Source organism: Pseudomonas sp. O39, from assembly GCF_045447295.1.
Classification (GTDB): Bacteria; Pseudomonadota; Gammaproteobacteria; order Pseudomonadales; family Pseudomonadaceae; genus Aquipseudomonas; species Aquipseudomonas antarctica_A.
Window position 1 is genome coordinate 238,178 of record NZ_JBJGXV010000006.1, and the last position, 19,633, is coordinate 257,810.

The window sequence follows — 19,633 nt, forward strand, 5'->3', positions numbered from 1 at the left end:
ACGCGCTTCTTGCTCATAAAGTGGTCGATTATAACCACACCCGGCCCCGGACGACAGGCAACAGAACAGGCCAAAGGGGTCGAATCGATAAAACAACCGTTTTATCGCGGCAAACTCTCTATCCCAGCGACTTGCGATTGAAATCCCGCAGGCGAAAGCCTTGCAGCAGCAACATCCCGAAGTACACCACCACACCGGCGACCACCAACACGCCAAGGCGCATGAAGCGCTCCAGCATATGGCCTTGATCCCAGGCAGGCATGAAGTGCATCAGGCCCAGCAATACCGCCGACATCGCCGCCACGGCCACCAGCAGCTTGAGGGCGAACATCCCCCAGCCCGGCTGCGGCTGATACATCTGCTGCTTGCGCAGTTGATAAAACAGCAGGCCGGCGTTGATGCAGGCACCGATGCTGATGGCCAGGGCCAGGCCGGCATGGGCCAACGGGCCGATAAACACCAGATTGAGCAACTGGGTAACGATCAGCGTGAAAATCGCGATTTTGACCGGAGTGCGGATGTTTTGCTGTGCGTAGAAGCCTGGGGCCAGCACCTTGATCACAATAATGCCGAGCAAACCGACGGAGTAGGCGACCAACGCGCGCTGGGTCATCGACGCGTCAAACGCACTGAACTGGCCATACTGGAACAACGACACAGTCAGCGGCTCAGCCAGGATTCCCAACGCCAGGGAACATGGCAGCACCAGCATGAAGCACAGGCGCAGGCCCCAGTCGAGGATGCGTGAATACTCCTGGCGGTCCTTGCTGGCATAGGTGCGCGACAAGGTTGGCAGCAAAATCGTGCCCAGAGCCACGCCAAGCACACCGGACGGCAGTTCCATCAGGCGATCGGCGTAGTACATCCACGACACCGAACCGGAGACCAGCAGCGAGGCAAACGCGGTGTTGATGATCAGGGAGATCTGACTGACCGACACACCCAGGATCGCCGGCAGCATATTGCGCATTACGCGCCACACACCGGTGTCCTTGAGGTTAAGACGCGGCAGTACGAGCATGCCGATCTTTTTCAGGTGCGGCAGTTGGTAGAGCAACTGCGCCAGGCCACCCGCCAGCACCGCCCAGCCCAGAGCCATGACCGGCGGGTCGAAATACGGCGTGAGGAACAGCGCGAAAATAATCATGCTGACGTTCAACAGGGTCGGCACAAAGGCCGGCACCGAGAAGCGGTTCCAGGTATTGAGGATCGCCCCAGCCAGGGACGACAGAGAAATCAGCAATATATAGGGGAAGGTCACCCGCAGCAGATCAGTGGTCAGCGCGAATTTTTCCGGTGTGTTGGCAAAACCAGGCGCCGTGGCCCAGATCACCCAGGGTGCAGCCAGCATGCCGGCGATGGTCACCAACATCAGTACCAGGGTCAGCAGGCCCGAGACATAGGCAATAAACGTGCGGGTCGCCTCTTCACCCTGCTGGGTCTTGTACTCGGCCAGGATCGGCACGAAAGCTTGAGAAAAAGCGCCCTCCGCGAAGATCCGCCGCAGCAGATTGGGCAGTTTAAAGGCAATAAAGAATGCATCCGTGGCCATGCTGGCGCCAAAAATGCGCGCCAGCAGGGTGTCACGCACGAACCCCAAAACCCGGGAAATCATGGTGATAGAGCTGACGGCAGCCAACGATTTGAGCAGATTCATTGAAAGAGTTTGCGCCTATAGATAAAGAGCAGGCGAACAAAGCGCCCACTTATGCGATACTGCGCGCCTGCAACAGCACAGAGCCAAAGCTCGCGAGTTTACAGGTCAAGCGCCGGAAATAAATCACCCGCCTCTTCAGATCGACCACTCAGCAGTTCGCATCAGCCGCCCTTGACAACCCATCAAGTCATCGGCATGATTCGCGGCCTATTTTGTTTGCTATTTCCTAAAAAGTCTTTCGAGGAGCTCGACGGTGGCCAACACACCTTCCGCCAAAAAACGTGCAAAACAGGCTGAGAAGCGTCGCAGCCACAACGCCAGCCTGCGTTCCATGGTTCGTACCTACATCAAGAATGTAGTTAAAGCCATCGACACCAAAGACGCTGAAAAAGCCCAAGCTGCTTACGTTCTGGCCGTGCCAGTTATCGACCGTATGGCTGATAAAGGCATCATCCACAAGAACAAGGCCGCTCGTCATAAGAGCCGCCTGAACGGCCACATCAAGGCTCTGAACGTCGCTGCAGCAGCCTAAGTGGTAAAAACTGCAACGTAGCCCAGGTTACGTCACAGTTAAGAAATGCCCCGTACCGAAAGGTCCGGGGCATTTTTGTTTGTGCCTGATATAGGGCGTGCGCAGTTCAAAATGTGGGAGGACTTGCCCGCGAGAGCGGTGGGTCAATGACTTATAAGGTGGCTGACACGCCCCATCGCGGGCAAGCCCGCTCCCACATTTGGACCGCGGGGTGTGAGATAGATATTTTCAAGCAAAAAAAAACGCCCCGAACCAGTCGGGGCGTTTTTGTTACCAGCTGATTAAACCATCAATCAGTGCTGGTGACCGCCTTCACCGTGGACGTGGCCGTGAGCCACTTCTTCCTGGGAAGCGTCGCGGATGGCAACGATCTTCACTTGGAAGTTCAGGCGCTGGCCAGCCAGAGGGTGGTTGCCGTCGACAGTCACGTCGTCGCCGTCCAGATCGCGGATGGTGACGATCTGCATTTGGCCATCCGGCGCGGAAGCGTGGAACTGCATGCCCACTTCCAGCTCGTCGACGCCTTCGAACATGCTGCGGCTCAGGGTGCTGACCAGTTCGGCGGAGTATTCGCCGTAAGCATCTTCAGGTTCTACGGCGACAGTCAGTTCGTCACCGACGCTCTTGCCTTCCAGAGCCTTCTCCAGGCCCGGGATGATGTTACCTGCGCCTTGCAGGTAGACCAGCGGCGCGCCGCCGGCGGAGCTGTCGATGACCTCACCAGCGTCGTTGGTCAGGGTATAGTCGATGGAGACAGCCTTGTTAGCGGCGATCGTCATGGGGCGAGACCTTTTGCATAAGAATGAAGAACGGACAAGTCTAAACAAGGATTTGCCCGAAAGCGAACAGAACCCGGACAGACGGGACCGATCAACGGCATCCTTCATCATTGGTTTCCATCAGGACGACGACCGGCAGTGGGTCGCCGACCTGTCCTGCGGCCACACCCAACACCTGCGCCACCAGCCGCCATGGCAGTCCCGCGCCTGGGTGCTCGACCCTGCGCAGCGCCTTGAAAAAATAGGCCTGCCCTTTGCGTGCGGCTGGTGTGCGCAAAAGCGCGAATAACGATAACCTTGGTACCTGATTCCCGGTAGGCGCTCAACCATAGAGCGCCACCGAAGCCATGCACCTCCAGAGAATTCGCATGCAGACTTTTTTTATCGCGCCCACCGATTTTGGTGTGGGTCTGACCTCCATCAGCCTTGGGCTGGTGCGTACCCTTGAGCGGGCCGGGCTGAAAGTCGGCTTCTTCAAACCCATTGCCCAGCCACACCCGGGCGACACCGGCCCCGAACGCTCCACCGAGCTGGTGGCCCGCACCCACGGCCTGAAGCCACCACAACCCCTGGGCCTGGCCCATGTGGAGCGGATGCTCGGCGACGGCCAGCTCGACGAACTGCTCGAAGAAATCATCACCCTTTATCAGCAAGCCGCGGTGGGCAAGGACGTGCTGATCGTCGAGGGCATGGTGCCGACCCGCAGCGCCAGCTATGCGGCGCGGGTCAACCTGCACCTGGCCAAGAGCCTCGACGCGGAAGTGATCCTGGTCTCGGCGCCGGAAAACGAAGTGCTCACCGAACTCTCCGGCCGCGTGGAACTGCAGGCCCAACTGTTCGGCGGCCCTAAAGACCCGAAAATGCTCGGTGTGATTCTCAATAAAGTGCGCACCGATGAAAGCATGGAAGCGTTCTCGGCGCGCCTCAAAGAGCATTCGCCGCTGTTGCGCAGCGGGGATTTCCGCCTGCTTGGCTGCATTCCCTACCAGCCCGAACTCAATGCGCCGCGCACCCGCGACGTAGCCGACCTGATGGGCGCGCAGATTCTCAACGCCGGCGACTATGAAAGCCGGCGCATGACCAAGATCATCATCTGCGCCCGCACCATGCGTAACACCGTTGAACTGCTCAAGCCCGGCGTATTGGTGGTTACCCCCGGAGACCGCGACGACATCATCCTCGCCGTCAGCCTGGCCGCGATCAACGGTGTGCCCCTGGCCGGCTTGCTGCTGACCAGCGACACCCTGCCCGACCCACGCATCATGGATCTGTGCCGCGGCGCTTTCCAGGCCGGGCTGCCGGTGTTGTCGGTGAGCACCGGCTCCTACGACACCGCCAACCAGCTCAACAGCCTGAACAAGGAAATCCCGATTGATGACCGCGAACGTGCGGAGATCATCACCGATTTCGTCGCCAGCCACCTGGATGCGCGCTGGCTGCACCAACGCTGCGGTACGCCTCGGGAGATGCGCCTGTCGCCAGCGGTGTTCCGCTATCAGTTGATCCAGCGCGCCCAGGCGGCCAACAAACGCATCGTGCTGCCCGAAGGCAGCGAGCCGTTGACCGTACAAGCCGCCGCCATCTGCCAGGCCCGGGGCATTGCCCGTTGCGTGCTGCTGGCCAAGCCGGCCGATGTGGAAGCGGTTGCCCGCGCCCACGGCATTGAGTTGCCCGAAGGCCTGGAGATTCTCGACCCGGACCTGATTCGCCAGCGGTATGTCGAACCGATGGTCGCGCTACGCAAGAGCAAGAGCCTCAATGCGCCGATGGCCGAGCAGCAACTGGAAGACACGGTGGTGATCGCCACGATGATGCTTGCGCTGGATGAAGTGGACGGCCTGGTCTCCGGCGTTATCCACTCCACCGCCAACACCATCCGCCCTGCCCTGCAGCTGATTAAAACGGCGCCGGGCTGCACCTTGGTGTCGTCGGTGTTCTTCATGTTGTTCCCCGAGCAGGTGCTGGTGTATGGCGACTGCGTGATGAACCCGCACCCAAGCGCCGCCGAACTGGCAGAAATCGCCCTGCAAAGCGCTGACTCGGCCGCGGCTTTCGGTATCACCCCGCGCGTGGCAATGATCAGCTATTCCAGCGGCGACTCGGCCAGTGGCGAGGAAGTGGAGAAAGTCCGCGAAGCCACCCTGCTCGCCCATGAGCAGCAAAGCTCACTGCTGATCGACGGGCCCTTGCAATACGACGCCGCCGCCAACGAAACCGTCGCCCGGCAGTTGGCGCCCAACAGCCAGGTCGCCGGCAAAGCCACGGTGTTTGTGTTCCCCGACCTGAACACCGGCAATACCACGCACAAAGCCGTGCAACGCAGTGCCGATTGCGTGAGCCTGGGGCCCATGCTGCAAGGCCTGCGCAAGCCGGTAAACGACCTGCCGCGCGGCGCCCAGGTCGACGACATCGTGTACACCATCGCCCTGACTGCGATTCAAGCCGCCAACCGACCTATGGATATCTAAATGCTGGATTTTCTACCTGCCGCCGTGCGCGGGGTAATTGCTTCGCTGCTGCTGGCGCTGAACACGATCCTGCTGTGCTCGTTCCTGTTTATTGTCGCGCTGTTCAAGGCACTGCCGTTTGCCAAACGCTTTAGCGAATGGCTGATGAACCACACCCATGAAGCCTGGGTGACCAACAACAAGGGCTGGATGAACCTGGTGCGGCGCACCCGCTGGCACCTGACAGGCCTTGAGGGCCTTGATTACCAGCACTCATACCTGGTGACCAGTAACCACCAGAGCTGGGTTGACATCATGGTCCTGCAATACGTGCTCAATCGACGGATTCGCCCACTGAAGTTCTTCCTCAAGCAGGAACTGATCTGGGTGCCGGTGATTGGCCTGGCGTGGTGGGCGTTGGGCTTTCCGTTCATGAAGCGCTATACCAAGGCCTATTTGGAAAAGCATCCGGAGAAGAAAGGCAAAGACCTGGAAACCACCCGCAAGACATGTGCGAAATTTCGCAACAACCCAGTGGGGATTTTCAACTTTGCCGAAGGCACTCGGTTTACGCCGGGCAAGCATGCCCAGCAGAAATCGCCGTTTCGCTACCTGCTCAAGCCCAAGGCTGGCGGTATCGCGTTTGTGCTGGATGCCATGGGCGAGCAGTTGAAGTCACTGGTGAACGTGACGATTCACTACCCTGGCGGGCGCCCGGGTTACTGGGATTTGCTGTGCGGGAATGTGAAGGACGTGGTCGTGCAGTTTGCAGAAGTGCAGATCCCTGCCGAGTTCATTGGCAAGAATTATGAGCAGGATGGGGAGTATCGGTTGGCGTTCCAGGGCTGGATCAACCGGTTGTGGGAAGACAAGGATGCGCTTCTAGACAAGCTTCACACAGATTATCCAGGCAGTCGCTGATCAACGTGTGAATGCAATTTAATGTGGGAGCTGGCTTGCCTGCGATAGCGGTGGGTCAGCCGAGGAAACATAAACGGACAGTCCGCCATCGCAGGCAAGCCAGCTCCCACATTGACCGAGTCCACTTTTGAGACGATGTAAAAAAGCCCGCCACCGAGTGCTCGGTGGCGGGCTTTTGTGTGGCGGCGAGGTTTATATCGCGCCGCGCTGACGCAACAGCTCCAGCACTTGCTTGACGCTGTCTTCCAGCGACAGTGCCTGGGTGTCGATGACCAGGTCGGCATTCAACGGCACGTCATACGGGAAGGACTCGCCAGGGATGTTATCCCCACCGGCAGCGTACAGGCCTTGCGGATCACGCTCGGCGCACACCAACGGCGAGGCCTGCACGTAAACCGTCAGCAGGCGATCGGCACCAATCAGCGCCTTGGCCTGTTCGCGGCCCTCGGCATCCGGGGCAACGAATGCGGCCAGGGTCAGCAGGCCGGCCTCGTTGAACTGGCGCGCCACGTGAGCGGCACGCCGCCAATTTTCGGTGCGCCCGGTACGGTCCTGCGGCAACCCTTTGTTCAGGTCGTGGCGCAGGTTCTGGCCATCCAGTACGAACACTGCACGGCCCATGTCGAACAGCTTGCGCTCAACCGCATAGGCCAAGGTGCTCTTGCCCGCGCCCGACAGGCCGCTGAACAGCACGGTAGCCGGCTGCTGGCCGAAGCGCTGGGCGCGCTCTTCGGTAGCCACATGGGCCAACTTGCCGTGATGCGTGGCCGAGCCATGGTTGACCGGCGGCGCGATGATCATGCCCGCGGCCACCGTGCCGTTGGTCAAGCGGTCGATGACAATAAACGCACCGGTGGTGCGGTTGCTGTCGTAGCCGTCCAGCGCGATGGCGGCGTCGAGGCTGACCTTGACGCGACCAATCTCGTTCAACTGCAGCGAACTCGCCGGGCCTTCGGCCAGGGTGTTCACGTCTACGCGATGCACGATGCTGGTGATAGAACCCGGCACGTAGCTGGTGGCGCGCTTGATGTCGTACTTCTTGCCCGGCAGCATCGGTTCTTCGGCCATCCACACCAGCATGGCGTCGAAGGCGTCGGTCACTTGCGGCACGTTGTCGGCATGCACCAGCAGGTCGCCACGGGAGATGTCGATTTCGTCTTCCATGGTCAGGGTCACGGCCTGGCCTGGGCCGGCGTGTTCCAGTTCACCGTCGAAGGTGACGATGGATTTGACGCGGCTGCTCTTGCCCGACGGCAGCACCACGACTTCGTCGCCCTTGTGCACGATGCCGCTGGCCAGGGTGCCGGCGAAACCACGGAAGTTCAGGTTCGGACGGTTGACGTACTGCACCGGGAAACGCAGGTCGGTGTAGTTGCGGTCGTTGGCAATCTCGACGGTTTCGAGAATTTCCATCAGCGACTGGCCGGTGTACCAGGGCGAACGCTCACTCTTGTTCACCACGTTATCGCCTTTGAGCGCGGACATCGGCACGAATGCCATGGTGCTCGGCTTGAATGCGATGCCGTCGGCGAACTTCAGGTAATCAGCCTTGATCTGCTCGAAGATGCTTTGGTCAAAACCATTGATGTCCATCTTGTTGACGGCCACCACGATGTGCTTGATACCCAGCAACGAGGCGATAAAGCTGTGGCGACGGGTCTGGGTCTGCACGCCGTAGCGGGCATCAATCAGGATGATCGCCAGGTCACAGGTGGAGGCACCGGTGGCCATGTTGCGGGTGTACTGCTCATGGCCGGGGGTGTCGGCGATGATGAATTTGCGCTTTGCGGTGGAGAAGTAGCGGTAGGCAACATCAATGGTGATGCCCTGTTCACGCTCGGCCTGCAGGCCATCGACCAGCAAAGCCAGGTCGATATCGTCACCGGTGGTGCCGGACTTCTTCGAGTCGCGGGTGATGGCTTCCAGGTGATCTTCGTAGATCATCTTGGAGTCGTGCAGCAGGCGCCCGATCAGGGTGCTCTTGCCGTCGTCGACGTTGCCGCAGGTCAGGAAGCGCAACATTTCCTTGCGCTCGTGCTGGCCCAGGTAGGCGAGGATGTCCTCGCTGATCAAATCAGATTGGTGGCTCATTGTATTCAAGCTCCGAGCTGTAAGCTTCAAGCGGCAAGCTTGTCGGCGTACAGCTAGTCAGAAATTTTGTTGATCAGGCCGCAGAGCATTTTTGATAGCTCGCGAGTTTCTGCAATCCAGTTATCAGCCAGCGGTTGGGCGATGTAAGCAATGTCGCTGCCGATGAGAATCTGTGTTCGTAACTCTCCACAAGAAGCCTTCGCGATCCAAAGAAAACGAACCTTTTCTTTAGCGCTGCGACGCTCCATGCCTTCAGCAATATTGGAGGGCACCGAAAGCGCTGAGCGGGTAATTTGGTCTTTGAAACCAAGATCCCTGCATTTGGCAAACTCTCTGTAGATTCCCACCGCTAAACACTTGCTTCTGTGCCAAACAACCAATCTCTCGAAGTCCATTACGAGTCACTCGATAGCGGCTCGCAACAACCGGCTGCAAGCATCAAACTGCAAAGCTACGCATACCGCCTTTAACTTGCAGCTTGCCGCTTGTAACTCGAAGCTTAGAAGTACCCCTGCCGTTTTTTATCTTCCATCGAGCCTGCGCCATCGTGGTCGATGACCCGGCCCTGGCGCTCGGAAGTTCGCGTCAGGAGCATTTCCTGAATGATGTCGGTCAGCGTCTCGGCTTCGGACTCCACCGCGCCCGTCAACGGGTAGCAGCCAAGGGTACGGAAACGTACTTTCTTTTTGACGATTCGGGCTTTGTCTTCGTCGGACAGGTGCTCGAGGATGCGGTCGTCGTCGATCATGATCAACGTGCCGTTTTTCTCGATCACGTCGCGCTCGGCGGCAAAGTACAGCGGCACAATCGGGATGCCTTCCAGGTAGATGTACTGCCAGATGTCCAGCTCGGTCCAGTTGGACAGCGGGAACACACGGATCGACTCACCCTTGTTGACGTTGCCGTTGTAAACGTTCCACAGCTCCGGGCGCTGGTTTTTCGGGTCCCAGCGGTGTTTGCTGTCGCGGAACGAGTACACGCGCTCTTTCGCGCGGGATTTCTCTTCATCACGACGGGCACCGCCGAAAGCTGCGTCGAAACCATGCTTGTCCAACGCCTGCTTGAGGCCTTCGGTTTTCATGATATCGGTGTGCTTGGCGCTGCCGTGGGTGAACGGGTTGATGCCCTGCGCAACCCCATCCGGGTTGATGTGGGTGATCAGGTCCAGGCCCAGCTCTTCGACCATCTTGTCGCGGAACTTGTACATCTCCTGGAATTTCCAGCGGGTGTCGACGTGCATCACCGGGAACGGCAGTTTGCCCGGAAAGAAGGCCTTGCGTGCCAGATGCAGCATCACGGCGGAGTCTTTACCGATCGAGTAAAGCATCACCGGGTTGTCGAACTCGGCGGCGACCTCGCGGATGATGTGGATGCTTTCCGCCTCCAGCTGTTTCAGATGCGTCAGTTTGTCGACCATGGCTACTCACGGAAAAACGATCTTATGGACGGCCAGCGGGCCGTGTTCGAGCGGGGCATGCTAGCACAGCACCTTCTTCTATTCAGGGCGCCAGCTAGATCGAAACGGTATATGAATATGCCACTGAGTTAGGCCTGCCTCGGTCGAATGTGGGAGCGGGCTTGCTCGCGAAGGCGGTGGGTCAGCCAGAGTATGTGTGACTGATACGCCGCCTTCGCGAGCAAGCCCGCTCCCACACAAGCCCGCACCACATTCCTTCTGTGGAGTTCGTTAGATCGGATTGGGGCAATCGATGAACAAATGCTCCAGGGCAAAACGCCGGGCCAGGTAATCACCCAACGCCTGTACTCCGTAGCGCTCAGTGGCGTGGTGCCCGGCTGCAATAAAGCTGATGTCGTTTTCCCGCGCACTGTGGAAAGTTTGCTCGGACGCTTCGCCGCTCAGGTACAGATCGACACCCGCCGCAATCGCCTGGTCGATATAGCCCTGGCCACCCCCCGTGCACCAGCCGACACGGCGGATCATCTCGCTGCCTTCGATCAGCAGCGGCTCGCGGCCCATCACATCCTGCACACGACGGGCGAAGTCGCGCGGCGACAACGGTTCGGCGAGAGAACCGACCAGGCCGACGATTTTCGGATTGCTCGGGTCCAGCGGGCCTTCAACGGTGATGTCCAGATGGCGGGCCAGTTGCACGTTATTACCAACATCCGCGTGCAGATCCAGCGGCAGGTGATAGGCCAACAGGCTGATGTCATGCTTGAGCAGGGTTTTGAGGCGGCGCTGCTTCATGCCGGTAATGCACGGGTTTTCGCCCTTCCAGAAGTAACCGTGGTGCACCAGCACCAAGTCGGCCTTGGCTTCGACGGCGGCGTCCAGCAGGGCTTGGCTTGCGGTTACGCCGCTGACAATGCGCATCACCTGCGGACGACCCTCGACCTGCAGGCCATTGGGGCAATAATCGGCAATTTTTGCGCTGCCGAGATAGCGGTCCGCTTCCTCGACCAGGGTGCTAAGGGGCACGGCCATAAAAGACTCCTAAATATCCCGTTCCGAGGCGCTCGCAGCCTCGTATAATGCGCGACATTATGGGCGCTCTCCCGCCCCCTGCAACCTGTCAGGACTTACTTGATGCTCAAGGCACTGCGTTTTTTTGGATGGCCATTGTTGGCTGGCGTGCTGATCGCGATGCTGATTATTCAGCGTTATCCCCAGTGGGTGGGCTTACCCAGCCTTGACGTGAACCTGCAACAGGCCCCGCAAAGCAATTCGGTGGTGCAAGGCCCGGTGACCTATGCAGACGCTGTCGTCATCGCCGCGCCCGCCGTGGTCAACCTGTACACCACCAAGGTCATCAACAAACCTGCGCACCCGTTGTTTGAAGACCCGCAATTTCGCCGCTACTTCGGGGACAACGGGCCCAAGCAACGCCGTATGGAATCCAGCCTCGGTTCCGGCGTGATCATGAGCCCGGAAGGCTACATCCTCACCAACAACCACGTGACCACCGGCGCCGACCAGATTGTCGTGGCCCTGCGCGACGGCCGCGAAACCCTGGCCCGCGTGGTCGGCAGCGACCCGGAAACCGACCTCGCCGTGCTGAAGATCGACCTCAAAAGCCTGCCTTCGATCACTATCGGCCGCTCTGAAGGGCTGCGCGTCGGTGATGTGGCCCTGGCCATCGGCAACCCGTTTGGTGTCGGCCAGACAGTCACCATGGGCATCATCAGCGCCACCGGGCGTAACCAGTTGGGGCTTAACAGCTACGAAGACTTTATCCAGACCGACGCAGCCATCAACCCGGGCAACTCCGGCGGCGCACTGGTGGATGCCAATGGCAACCTGACCGGCATCAACACCGCGATCTTCTCGAAATCGGGTGGCTCCCAAGGCATCGGTTTTGCGATCCCGGTGAAGCTGGCAATGGAAGTGATGAAGTCGATCATCGAACACGGCCAGGTGATTCGCGGTTGGCTGGGGATCGAAGTGCAGCCGTTGACCAAGGAATTGGCCGAGTCGTTTGGCTTGACCGGGCGCCCTGGCATCGTGGTCGCGGGGATCTTCCGAGACGGCCCGGCGCAGAAAGCCGGCCTGCAATTGGGCGATGTGATCCTGAGCATTGACGGCGAACCAGCCGGTGACGGCCGCAAGTCGATGAACCAGGTGGCGCGGATCAAACCAACCGACAAGGTGGCGATCCAGGTGATGCGCAACGGCAAAGAGATCAAGCTGCTGGCGGAAATCGGCTTGCGCCCACCACCTGCCCCGGTGAAAGAAGAGGAATAAGGGCTTTGGGAGCCCGTTCACGGGCTCCTGTATCCTAATATTTCAAAAGAAATCCATTCTCATTCGGCATGTTATATTGTTTCAATATAGACATTGGAACGCTCTATCATGCCGTCTCAAAGATTTGCTCCCATGGCGGGCCTGGCCTTGGGTTTATTGCTCGACCCCGCTTACGCCGAAGACAACGCCGTTGAACTGGACACCATCAGCGTCACCAGCGACGACTATGAATCCGCCACCAGCCCCGTCAAAGGCTATCGCGCCACCCGCTCCGCCAGCGCGACAAAAACTGACACGGCCCTTCGCGACATCCCACAATCGATCAGCGTGATTCCCGCGACGGTGCTCAAAGACCTGGGCAGCACCAATGTGGAACGCGCCCTGGAATTTGCCGGCGGTGTGTCCAAGCAAAACAACTTTGGCGGCCTGACGCTCTACGAATACAGCGTACGCGGCTTCACCACGTCGGAGTTCTATCAGGACGGTTTCAGCGCCAACCGTGGCTACCCGAGCACACCAGATGCGGCCAATATCGAACGCATTGAAGTGCTCAAAGGCCCCGCTGCCAGCCTGTATGGCCGCGGCGATCCCGGCGGCACCGTGAATATCGTCACCAAGAAACCGCAGCCGCAAGCCTTCACCACCGTGCAAACCAGCGCCGGCAGTTGGGACCGTTATCGCACAGCACTGGATGTGAACACCCCGCTCGACAGCGAAGGTCGCGTGCTGTCGCGCGTGAACCTGGCCGTGGAAGACGGCCACAGCTTCCGCGATCACGTAGACGCCAGGCGCGTGTTCGTCGCGCCCTCTTTCAGCTGGCAGTTGGACCCGGATACCAGCCTGCTGGTGGAAAGCGAATTCGTGCGCCACAGCTCTACCTTCGACCGAGGCATTGTCGCCAACCACGGCATGTCCCGCTCGACCTTCCTCGGCGAACCCAACGACGGCAACATCCGCAACCACAACAACCGCCTGCAAGCCACCCTGGAACATCACCTCAACGACGCCTGGAAACTGCGCCTCGCCAGCCACTACAAACAAGGCAGCCTGTGGGGCGACGCGTCGGAAAGCCGCGCGCTGAACGCCGATGGGCACACCGTCAACCGCCGCTACCGCGAACGCTCCACCGGGTGGCACGACAGCATCACCCAGCTGGAACTGCGCGGCCTTTTCGACACCGGCAGTTGGCAGCACGAACTGCTGATCGGCACCGAATACGAGGACTACCGCAAGAAGGAACGCGTGACGGCTATCGGCGGCGGCCTCTACCCCATCGATATCTATAAGCCGATCTATGGCCAACCCAAACCCGACGGCGCACGCTACGGCACCGACTTATTCGAACAGGTGAAGAGCCAGGCGCTGAACCTGCAAGACCAGATCGTGTTCACCGACCGCCTGCGCGGCATGGTTGGCATGCGCTTTGAGCACTTTGAACAAAGCATCGACGACTTCACCCGCCACCCTGCCAAAAGCCGACAAACCCACAATGCCCTGACCCAACGCGCAGGATTGCTTTACCAACTCACACCGCACATCGGTGTATTCGCCAACGCCTCAACCTCGTTCAAACCGAACAATGGCCTGGATGCCGGCGGCAAATCCTTCAAGCCTGAAGAAGGTCTGGGTTATGAAGTCGGCATCAAGAGCGAGCTGTTCGACGACCGCCTGAGTGCCACCCTCGCCGCGTTCCATATCGAAAAGGAAAACGTCCTCGCACTCGACCCCGCCACCGACCTTAACCGCGCCATGGGCAAGGCCCGCAGCCAGGGTTTCGACCTGCAACTGACCGGGCAAGTGACTGATGCCGTCAGACTCATCGGCGCCTTTGCCTACATCGACGCCGAAGTGACCAAGGGCGACAAAGCCATCCCCACGGGTAGCCGAATTCTCGGCGTGGCCAAACGCAGCGGCAGCCTGTTGGGGGTGTATGAATTCCAGAATGGTGCGTTGCGCGGCTCAGACGTGGGCGCGGCCTTCACCTATGTCGGCGATCGCTCCGGCGAGGCAGGTAGTCGTTTCAAACTGCCCGCCTACCACACCGTCGACCTGCTCGCCCATTACAAGGCCAGTGACAACGTCACCGTGGGCCTGAACCTCAACAACCTATTCGACGAAAAGTACTACGAGCGCTCCTACAGCAATTACTGGGTCAACCCCGGCGAGCCGCGCAACGTCACCGTCAGCCTGACCCTCAACCTGTAAAAGGACGCCTCCATGCAAGCCTTCAAATCCCTGGCCGTACTCGGCTTATTGTTTGCCAGCCAGGTCTCGGCCCACGGCCTGTGGACCGAACAACGACGCGGAAATATCGAAGTCATCTATGGCCACGGCGCGGAAGATAACGCCTTCAAGGCGCAGAAAATCAGCGGCGCCTGGGCCTATGACGCCAGCGGCAAGATGATCCCGGTGACCGTGGAGCGCCTGGCCGACCACGCGCGCCTGCAGCCGCTGAAATCGCCCGCCGTTTTAGCCGTCGCATTGGATAACGGGATGTGGTCGCAGACGGCGGACAAGAAGTGGATCAACCAGGGCCGCAGCAAAGTGCCCGGGGCGATTGAGTCGACCCAGACCTTCAAGTACAGCCTGGCGATTTACCAGCCGGGGGCGAAGTTGCCGAAGCTGGATCAGATCAAGCTGTTGATCCTGCCAGAAGTTGATCCGCTGACGGTAGGACCTGGCAGGTCACTGCCCGTGCGGGTGCTGCTGGATGGCAAGCCAGCGGCGGGGATCAAGCTGGTGGGCGACTATCGCAATGCGCCGAACACCCTGAGCACCGAGACCGACAAAGACGGGCGGGCCCAAGTGCTGGTGCGTAATGAAGGTTTGAATGTGATTGCCGCGCAAGTGGAGCTGCCGCTAAAAGACAATGCTGATGTGGCGACACGGGGGCTGTTCACCTCGCTGACCTTCCTCGGCGAACCCCACCACGAGTAAACACTACAAAACAATGTGGGAGCCGGGCTTGCCCGCGATGGCGATGTGTCAGTCGATACTTCCAGTGGCTGATGCATCGCTATCGCGGGCAAGCCCGACTCCCACATTTGATTTCTATCGTTTCGACAATCTGATTACAGTGCCAACGGCGCTCTTTCACACAGTGTATTGAGCGCCGCTGCCCACTGCGGGTCATCATTGAGGCACGGCACCAACACCAACTCCTCGCCGCCCGCTTCGCGGAACTGCTCCAGGCCGCGGTCACCAATCTCTTCCAGCGTCTCAATGCAGTCCGCCACAAATGCCGGGCACATCACCAGCAACTTTTTCACGCCTTGTTGGGCCAGCGCTTCCAGACGTGCTTCGGTGTAGGGTTCAATCCACTTCGCCCGGCCCAGGCGCGACTGGAAGGCCACCGACCACTTGCCCTCCGGCAGCCCCATGCGCGCGGCAAAGTTACGCGCAACGCTGAAGCATTGCGCGCGATAACAAGTGGCAAGCACCTCGGGCGAGGCGTTCTTGCAGCAATCGGCATCCTTAAAGCAATGCCCCCCGGTAGGGTCGAGCTTTGTGAGATGACGCTCGGGCAGGCCGTGAAAACTCAGCAGTAAATGATCGTAATCCTGTTCCACATAGGGCCGGACGCTCGCGACCAGCGCGTCGAGGTATTCCGGCTGATCGTAGAACGGTTGCAGGATCGAGAACTGCACCTTGAGCTTTTTATCGCGCACGACACGTTTGGCTTCTTCAATCACCGTGGTCACGGTGCTGTCGGCAAACTGCGGGTACAGCGGCGCCAGGGTGATTTTTTCGATGCCCTGGGCAGCCAGGCGCGTCAACGTGGTTTCAAGGGACGGCTCGCCGTAACGCATCGCCAGTTCCACCGGGCCCTGGGTCCACTGCGCCGTCATTTGCTGCTGCAGGCGACGGCTCAAGACAACCAGCGGCGAGCCCTCGTCCCACCAGATCGAGGCATAAGCATGCGCGGACTGCTCCGGACGCTTGATCAGGATCAGCGACACCAGCAAACGCCGCACCGGCCACGGCAGGTCGATCACGTAAGGGTCCATCAGGAACTGATTGAGGTAGCTGCGCACATCGGCCACCGAAGTGGACGCCGGTGAACCCAGGTTGACCAGTAACAACGCGTGATCCGTCATGCAACATCCTATCTCTAGAGGCGGCTGGACAAGTCTTCCAGGGCCGCGTGCAACTCAGTGAACTGAAAAGTGAAACCGGCAGCCAGCAGCCGTTCGGGAACTGCCTTCTGCCCGCCCAGCAATAACCCGGACAGCTCGCCCAGCCCGACCTTCAATGCAAACGCCGGCATCGGCATGAACGCCGGGCGGTGCAACACCTGGCCCAGGGTCTTGGCGAACTCGCGGTTACGCACCGGGTGCGGAGCGCAAGCATTATAAGGACCGCTGGCGTCACCCTTGTGCAGAAGAAAATCAATCAGGGCGATTTGATCTTTGATATGTACCCACGGCATCCACTGCCGACCATCGCCAATCGGCCCGCCCAGCGCCAGTTTGAACGGCAGCAGCAGCCGTGACAAAAAGCCGCCCTGCGCCGCCAATACCAGGCCGGTGCGCACCAGCACCACCCGCACGCCCAGGGATTCGGCGCGCAACGCGGTTTCTTCCCAGGCGATACACAGCTGGCTGGGGAAGTCGTCCAGCACCGGGCCACTGGCTTCGGTCAATTCGCGCTCGCCGCCGTCGCCATACCAGCCCACGGCTGAACCGGAAATCAGCACCGCCGGCTTTTGCGCCAAGCCTTCCATCCACGCCAGCAGCGTTTCGGTGAGACTGATGCGACTGCTCCACAACAAGGCCTTGCGCTTTTTCGTCCACGGACGATCAGCGATGGGCGCGCCGGCCAGATTGACCACCGTATCTACGGAACCTGTCACGTCCTGCAGGCGGCCTACACCCAACACCTCATCACCGCACCATTTGGCCACGGTGTCCGGTTCACGGCTCCAAACAGTCAGGCGATGCCCTTGGGCAAGCCAGTGCTGGCAGAGTTGGCGACCAATCAAGCCAGTACCGCCGGTCAGCAAAATATGCATGGGTTCCTCCTCATGTAACGTTTGCCGCCCATCGCTAGTCTATTTTATAAGCAGGGATTTTATGTAAGGGGGCGTTACGTTGGTTTAAGCCTCAGCTTTAACCATAGGTCACGCCACAAGAACAGGTACGCCAAAACTTATACCAAAAAACAATATTGTACAGCTATTGGTGTCGGCGTAGTCTGTACCCAACGGTAAAACGAGGCCTCCCATGACTGTTCCCATCGCGATCATCGGCACCGGCATCGCCGGTCTCTCCGCCGCCCGAGCGTTAAGAGACGCGGGGCACGCTGTACAACTCTTCGATAAAAGCCGTGGTAGTGGCGGCCGCATGTCCAGCAAACGCAGCGATGCCGGCGCGCTGGACATGGGCGCCCAATATTTCACCGCCCGCGACCGGCGCTTCGTCAACGAGGTGCAACGCTGGCAAAGCAACGGCTGGGCCGAACAGTGGAAACCGCAGCTGTACAACTTCAAGTCCGGCCAACTCACGCCCTCCCCCGATGAACAGATCCGCTGGGTCGGCACGCCGCGCATGAGCGCCATCACCCGCGCGCTGCTCGACGATTTGCCGGTGGAGTTCGGTTGCCGCATCACCGAAGTGTTCCAAGGCAAACAGCATTGGAACCTGCTGGACGCGGACGGTGGCAATCACGGCCCATTCAGCCATGTGGTGATCGCCACCCCCGCACCACAAGCCACCGCGCTGCTGGCCGCTGCGCCCAAGCTGGCGAGTGCTGCCGCCGGGGTGAAGATGGACCCGACCTGGGCGATTGCGCTGGCCTTCGACAAACCTTTGGATACACCGATGGAAGGCTGCTTCGTGCAAGACAGCCCCCTCGACTGGCTGGCGCGCAACCGCAGTAAACCTGGGCGCGACACCACCCTCGACACGTGGGTACTGCACGCCACCAGTGCCTGGAGCAAGGCGCATCTGGACCTGCCCAAGGAAGCGGTGATCGAACATCTGCACGGTGCCTTCGCCGAATTACTGCACAGCGCCATGCCCGCACCGTCCTTCAGCCTGGCCCATCGCTGGCTCTACGCACGCCCTTCAAGCAGCCATGAGTTCGGTGTACTGGCCGATGCTGACCTGGGCTTGTATGTGTGTGGCGACTGGTGCCTGTCCGGCCGGGTCGAGGGCGCGTGGCTCAGCGGCCAGGAAGCCGCGCGACGTTTGATCGAGCACCTGCAATGAATCGCATCAACCCAGCCAAATTGCTGCTGTCGAAATGGACAGCAGCGCATCCACGCAACAAGGAGAAACACTTCTTGGTCACCGAACTGTTTCGTGATGAAGAAGGCACCGTGCTCGACATCGAACTGCAAGCCGTCATGACCCAGCGCACCGAACGCCTGGCCTGGCAAACCCTGCAAAATGCTGAAGTGTGGCGAATCGGCTGGAAATAGCCTGCCCGCAAATACTTGTACAAAATAATTGACTTGTACAGCATCAAACCTATGATGAGATCCAGTTGTACAGGCTTAACTGTGTGTACAGGAATCTCGGAGAGGTTTGAACATGTCCAGCACTGGAAAACCGAAGATCGCCATCAGCGCCTGCCTGTTAGGCGAGAACGTGCGCTTCAACGGCGGACACAAACAATCCCTGCTGTGCAGCCAAACCCTGGCCGACTACTTCGAGTTTGTGCCGCTGTGCCCCGAAGTCGCAATCGGCCTGGGCATCCCCCGCGAACCGATCCGCCTGGTGGGCGACCCTGACCACCCGCAAGCCGTCGGCAGCGTGCGCCGTGAGCTCAATGTGACGCAGCCGTTGGACGATTACGGCCAGCAAATGGCTGCGGAACATACCGACCTGTGCGGCTACATCTTCATGCAAAAATCGCCCTCGTGCGGCCTGGAACGGGTCAAGGTCTACCGCGATAACGGTACGCCAGTAGAGGGCGGCGGGCGTGGCATTTACGCCCAGGCATTTTGTTTACGCCACCCCAACCTGCCGGTGGAAGAAGACGGTCGGCTGAATGACCCGGTATTGCGGGAAAACTTCCTGACCCGCGTATTCGTATATGCCAGCTGGCAACAGCTGCTGGCCGAAGGCCTGACGCGTCACCGCCTGCTGGCTTTTCACTCGCGCTACAAATACCTGCTGATGGCCCACAGCCCCGTGCATTACAAAAGCCTTGGCCACTTGCTGGGCAGCATGGGCAAGGGCATCAACCTTGATGAGTTGGCCGCCGGTTACTTCAGCGAACTGATGATCGGCCTGAAAAAATGCGCCACCCGGGGCACCCACTCCAATGTGCTGCAACACATCAGCGGCTACCTCAAGCAGGCCATCAGCGCCGACGACAAGCAGGAAATGCAAACGGTCATCGGCCAGTACCGCCACGGCATCGTGCCGCTGGTGGTGCCCCTTACTCTGCTCAAACACCACTTTCGCCAACACCCGGACCGCTACATCGCGCAGCAGGCCTACCTGCAACCGCACCCGGAAAACCTCAGCCTACGCAATGCGATCTAACCCATGAAAA

The 19,633-nt window shown here is 59.7% G+C and carries 18 protein-coding genes; 10 read left to right on the forward strand and 8 right to left on the reverse strand.

What is annotated here, in order from left to right; genetic code table 11:
* Window positions 1-118: 118 nt before the first annotated feature.
* Window positions 119-1,657 carry a murein biosynthesis integral membrane protein MurJ gene (gene murJ / locus ACI77D_RS11820; RefSeq protein ID WP_064450634.1) on the reverse strand — a complete coding sequence of 513 codons (1,539 nt, stop codon included), beginning with the start codon at window positions 1,655-1,657 and terminating at the stop codon, window positions 119-121.
* A gap of 253 nt (window positions 1,658-1,910) precedes the next feature.
* Between murJ and rpsT the strand changes: the two genes are divergently transcribed.
* The gene (gene rpsT / locus ACI77D_RS11825; protein ID WP_003171647.1) at window positions 1,911-2,189 is read left to right on the forward strand and encodes a 30S ribosomal protein S20; all 279 of its coding nucleotides are present in this window, start codon (window positions 1,911-1,913) and stop codon (window positions 2,187-2,189) included.
* A 293-nt stretch (window positions 2,190-2,482) separates the two neighbouring features.
* Here the strand turns inward: rpsT and ACI77D_RS11830 are convergent, their stop codons facing one another.
* Entirely contained in the window at window positions 2,483-2,968 is a 486-nt protein-coding gene (locus ACI77D_RS11830) for a peptidylprolyl isomerase (protein WP_017737905.1), read from the reverse strand.
* Between ACI77D_RS11830 and ACI77D_RS11835 the strand changes: the two genes are divergently transcribed.
* The 3 genes from ACI77D_RS11835 to ACI77D_RS11845 all read left to right on the forward strand — a co-directional run bounded on the left by ACI77D_RS11835 (window position 2,967) and on the right by ACI77D_RS11845 (window position 6,336).
* The gene (locus tag ACI77D_RS11835) at window positions 2,967-3,257 is read left to right on the forward strand and encodes a DUF3565 domain-containing protein (RefSeq protein WP_407016640.1); all 291 of its coding nucleotides are present in this window, start codon (window positions 2,967-2,969) and stop codon (window positions 3,255-3,257) included. The genes ACI77D_RS11830 and ACI77D_RS11835 overlap by 2 nt on opposite strands.
* A gap of 79 nt (window positions 3,258-3,336) precedes the next feature.
* A complete protein-coding gene (gene pta / locus ACI77D_RS11840; RefSeq protein WP_262667002.1) occupies window positions 3,337-5,436 on the forward strand; it encodes a phosphate acetyltransferase in 2,100 nt (699 codons plus the stop codon).
* Window positions 5,437-6,336, forward strand: a complete 900-nt coding sequence (locus ACI77D_RS11845; RefSeq protein WP_407016602.1) for an acyltransferase — start codon at window positions 5,437-5,439, stop codon at window positions 6,334-6,336.
* A 192-nt stretch (window positions 6,337-6,528) separates the two neighbouring features.
* On the opposite strand, the gene cysN is transcribed toward ACI77D_RS11845, so the two are convergent.
* From cysN to ACI77D_RS11865, 4 genes are all read right to left on the reverse strand, one after another.
* On the reverse strand, window positions 6,529-8,427 hold the full coding sequence (cysN, locus tag ACI77D_RS11850; RefSeq protein ID WP_221293907.1) for a sulfate adenylyltransferase subunit CysN: 1,899 nt from the start codon (window positions 8,425-8,427) through the stop codon (window positions 6,529-6,531).
* A gap of 53 nt (window positions 8,428-8,480) precedes the next feature.
* Entirely contained in the window at window positions 8,481-8,822 is a 342-nt protein-coding gene (locus tag ACI77D_RS11855) for a four helix bundle protein (protein ID WP_221293906.1), read from the reverse strand.
* Window positions 8,823-8,926: 104 nt separating this feature from the next.
* On the reverse strand, window positions 8,927-9,844 hold the full coding sequence (gene cysD / locus ACI77D_RS11860; protein ID WP_049710083.1) for a sulfate adenylyltransferase subunit CysD: 918 nt from the start codon (window positions 9,842-9,844) through the stop codon (window positions 8,927-8,929).
* A 270-nt stretch (window positions 9,845-10,114) separates the two neighbouring features.
* A complete protein-coding gene (locus ACI77D_RS11865; RefSeq protein WP_262667000.1) occupies window positions 10,115-10,873 on the reverse strand; it encodes a Nif3-like dinuclear metal center hexameric protein in 759 nt (252 codons plus the stop codon).
* A 102-nt stretch (window positions 10,874-10,975) separates the two neighbouring features.
* On the opposite strand from ACI77D_RS11865, the gene algW reads away from it, so the two are divergent.
* The 3 genes from algW (at window position 10,976) to ACI77D_RS11880 (ending at window position 15,067) form a co-directional block, all read left to right on the forward strand.
* Window positions 10,976-12,130, forward strand: a complete 1,155-nt coding sequence (gene algW / locus ACI77D_RS11870; RefSeq protein WP_064450628.1) for a Do family serine endopeptidase AlgW — start codon at window positions 10,976-10,978, stop codon at window positions 12,128-12,130.
* Window positions 12,131-12,238: 108 nt separating this feature from the next.
* Window positions 12,239-14,335 carry a TonB-dependent siderophore receptor gene (locus ACI77D_RS11875; RefSeq protein ID WP_407016603.1) on the forward strand — a complete coding sequence of 699 codons (2,097 nt, stop codon included), beginning with the start codon at window positions 12,239-12,241 and terminating at the stop codon, window positions 14,333-14,335.
* A 12-nt stretch (window positions 14,336-14,347) separates the two neighbouring features.
* Entirely contained in the window at window positions 14,348-15,067 is a 720-nt protein-coding gene (locus ACI77D_RS11880) for a DUF4198 domain-containing protein (protein WP_064450626.1), read from the forward strand.
* A 134-nt stretch (window positions 15,068-15,201) separates the two neighbouring features.
* Here ACI77D_RS11880 and hemH read toward each other — a convergent pair whose 3' ends face one another.
* Both hemH and ACI77D_RS11890 read right to left on the reverse strand, forming a co-directional pair.
* Window positions 15,202-16,227 carry a ferrochelatase gene (hemH, locus tag ACI77D_RS11885; RefSeq protein WP_407016604.1) on the reverse strand — a complete coding sequence of 342 codons (1,026 nt, stop codon included), beginning with the start codon at window positions 16,225-16,227 and terminating at the stop codon, window positions 15,202-15,204.
* Between the two features lie 14 nt (window positions 16,228-16,241).
* Window positions 16,242-17,141: a TIGR01777 family oxidoreductase gene (locus ACI77D_RS11890; protein WP_407016605.1), complete on the reverse strand. Its 900-nt coding sequence runs from the start codon at window positions 17,139-17,141 to the stop codon at window positions 16,242-16,244.
* 211 nt (window positions 17,142-17,352) lie between these two features.
* Here ACI77D_RS11890 and ACI77D_RS11895 point away from each other — a divergent pair, with 211 nt between their 5' ends.
* The 3 genes from ACI77D_RS11895 to ACI77D_RS11905 all read left to right on the forward strand — a co-directional run bounded on the left by ACI77D_RS11895 (window position 17,353) and on the right by ACI77D_RS11905 (window position 19,623).
* The gene (locus ACI77D_RS11895; protein ID WP_221293892.1) at window positions 17,353-18,339 is read left to right on the forward strand and encodes an NAD(P)/FAD-dependent oxidoreductase; all 987 of its coding nucleotides are present in this window, start codon (window positions 17,353-17,355) and stop codon (window positions 18,337-18,339) included.
* Complete coding sequence (locus ACI77D_RS11900; RefSeq protein ID WP_064450622.1) at window positions 18,336-18,551, forward strand: TIGR02450 family Trp-rich protein; 216 nt, start codon at window positions 18,336-18,338, stop codon at window positions 18,549-18,551. The genes ACI77D_RS11895 and ACI77D_RS11900 overlap by 4 nt, the downstream gene beginning before the upstream one ends.
* 112 nt (window positions 18,552-18,663) lie before the next feature.
* Entirely contained in the window at window positions 18,664-19,623 is a 960-nt protein-coding gene (locus ACI77D_RS11905) for a DUF523 and DUF1722 domain-containing protein (protein WP_064450621.1), read from the forward strand.
* Window positions 19,624-19,633: the final 10 nt, after the last annotated feature.